Origin of the sequence: Succinimonas sp., from assembly GCF_045225735.1 — a bacterium.
Classification (GTDB): domain Bacteria; phylum Pseudomonadota; class Gammaproteobacteria; order Enterobacterales; family Succinivibrionaceae; genus Succinimonas.
The window spans coordinates 1-2,467 of record NZ_JBGVBR010000098.1 but is presented as its reverse complement, the minus strand read 5'-3'; the positions used below and the strand labels follow the sequence as shown (position 1 = coordinate 2,467).

3 protein-coding genes are annotated in these 2,467 nt (G+C 49.0%); all 3 read left to right on the top strand.

Annotated features, from left to right (window positions below; genetic code table 11):
• Nucleotides 1–531, top strand: a 531-nt coding sequence (locus tag ACJROR_RS03450) for a hypothetical protein (RefSeq protein ID WP_406545874.1), incomplete at its 5' end; no start/stop codon positions are given.
• A gap of 565 nt (nt 532–1,096) precedes the next feature.
• Entirely contained in the window at nt 1,097–2,128 is a 1,032-nt protein-coding gene (locus tag ACJROR_RS03445) for a hypothetical protein (RefSeq protein ID WP_406545873.1), read from the top strand.
• A 77-nt stretch (nt 2,129–2,205) separates the two neighbouring features.
• Nucleotides 2,206–2,467: hypothetical protein (locus tag ACJROR_RS03440; RefSeq protein ID WP_406545872.1), on the top strand; the 262-nt coding region annotated here is incomplete at its 3' end.

Sequence of the window (2,467 nt, the reverse complement as noted above, 5' to 3'; positions counted from 1 at the left end):
GGCTTCAATGAACTGGAGAGTTCCGGTTCTCCCCGCATTTTGCGCTGCTTCGGCAAAAGCTTCCCGTATATGATGGACTGTTACTATCTTGGCGAGGATGATGAAATCAGCTTTGCGGTGATTTTTTCCTTTGCGGAAGCCCGGGTCTGCTTCATAGATCCCCGGGAAGCGGTAACCATTATTCCCCGGTTTATTCAGGATGATCGTACCGGGGCGGATTTTTTCAGCGACCTTGGCAATGCTCTGGCTCCGGAAAACCTGAATCTCCTGAAAAAGATCGATGATGCCACAAGAGCCCTGCTTTTGACTGAAAAGCATGCCGTGGGCAAGCTCCCGGATTTCGGACTGGCCATGGACAAGGGATCGGGACTTTACCGGGTGTATGCCTCCTGGGCCGTTGACAGATACCGGAAGGCGGTGGCCGGGGCGGAGAGAGTAAGCTTCTGTCAGAAGCACAGCCGGTGTCTGATTTATACCGGAGGCGCGGCCCTCATAATTTTCCTTAAGCTTCTGATATTTTTCCAGAGGTAGCGGGGGAGACTAAAAGCTTCCGGCAGGGCGGAAGATGACCGTCCGCTGAGCAGAACATCCCGTCAGAAAACGATTCGCCCGGCAAAATACCTCTCCCGTCTGACCTCTTCAGGCTTTTCAGCCCCCTTAAGTTCTCATTAACTTCCGCCGCAATTCTCAAATTCCTGCTCCCCCTGATCAGAATTTGGCTGACAGCGCTTGCCCCTTCCCCTCCGCCGGCGGATAAACTCAGAACTCTTTCCCGGCAAAATCTCATCCGAAAAATCGGCAGTGTTTGACCATGTTTGAGAAAAGCCTGTACATACGGCAACTGTTAAAAATGTGATATAGCTCACACTTGGTAGCAGCAGCGAACAATAAAACTGTACAAAAAAAAACAACTGTAAGATCGCGTATAGTTTTACAGGTTGTTTAAAGTCCTGAAACATAAGTGTTTTGCGGGATTAATCCTGTCATTCCTGCGGCTTAGCAGCGGAGCAAACAGGCGCGGTTGTTTTGCCGCGCGCTCGGTTTGTGACAGGTGATTAAGACGCAGTTTGTTCCATGTCAGGAAAGGTGATTATTTATGAACAGCGCTAACAGAGTTAAGCGTTATTTTTTTCCGGCGCAGTTCCGGAACGCTTTCAGATATTTTGCAGCCGGAAGCGCAGCCATGCTGTCCGCTCTGGCGGTTCAGGGGTGCTCCTCCCCGCAGACCTACAGCATAAATGAGCCGGTTGCCCGGCTTTCAGGCGAGCAGGATCTCCGTATTTCAGTGCCCAATGACTATAGCTTCAGGTCAGCCGTGACTGATGTATACGAGCTCAGCTTTAACGACGATATTGATTACAGCTCGGTGATTCCCGGGCTGTTTGGCGCGGTAGGTGTCTGCACCGGATATGTTCAGCCTCAGGCAGAGCTGACATATGACGGAAAAGAGATCTTTGTAATCAGAACGGCAACCAGAGCATCGTATTATCAGGGAGCCTGGGGTTGTAATCCTTATGCAAAAGTTGAAAGTGAGAATGATTATCAGGGAGTAATTCTTGAAGTCTACAAGGCTGTTTTAAAAACCGAAGAGGGCAAGGGGTACCGCGATTACATCATACACCCCACGACTGCTGAGCGGCTTTTCGAGTATAAGACTGGACTCATGACCGCCAGAGTTGACAGTAACTGGGTGGAAAATGCTTTGCAGTACTTGAAGAATCATCCCGCAAATATGTTCAGCCTGATGAAATCCCATGAGAGATCCATAATTACCTCTTTTGTTCCGCGTACCGGCGAATTTGAGGTGCCGTACAATGTTGCCACCACCGTAAGCGGCCTCCAGAGAAACCCTTCGGTGCATCATGTTAACGCCAGTCAGGACAATCATTTCTGTTATACGGGATTCTTTGATGCCTATATGGGGTATGAAGGAAAGAAAATAACTAACGGCAAGCCGCAGACTCCCCATGTCTCATTTCGTTTTGAAGTATGCCCGTACAAAAGCTCTCAGGCCATCATAAGACTGACCAGCGGAGTGGAAGTGCTGTTCTCGCCGGACTCCGGACATGTCGATCTCAGACACCTGGATAAGACCATCAGATCTGTGGTTGCTTCTGCCGCAAGGTAAGTCCTGTTTCAGTTTTCCTTTAGCATTCGTGTTTTTCTTCACGGAGGCAATAGCTATTTACCGGATGGATATGTGATATGAAAAAAGTGTTTGCCAATGCTGTCATGATGATTATGCTCCTGACAGGATGCTCGTATACTGCCGAGAACTTTACAGCTGATTACCCGATCAGCGGAAAAGGCGCGATTCTTAAGTTTTCAGCGGCTGATGAAAATAAAATTACGGTACAGACAAAGTTCCCGCAATCTGATATTCAGCTGCATGCCATTAAACACACTAAGACAGAGATGCTTGATTCGGAGCTTCACGGCTGTCTCTGTCTGGGAAAACCGCAGTGCG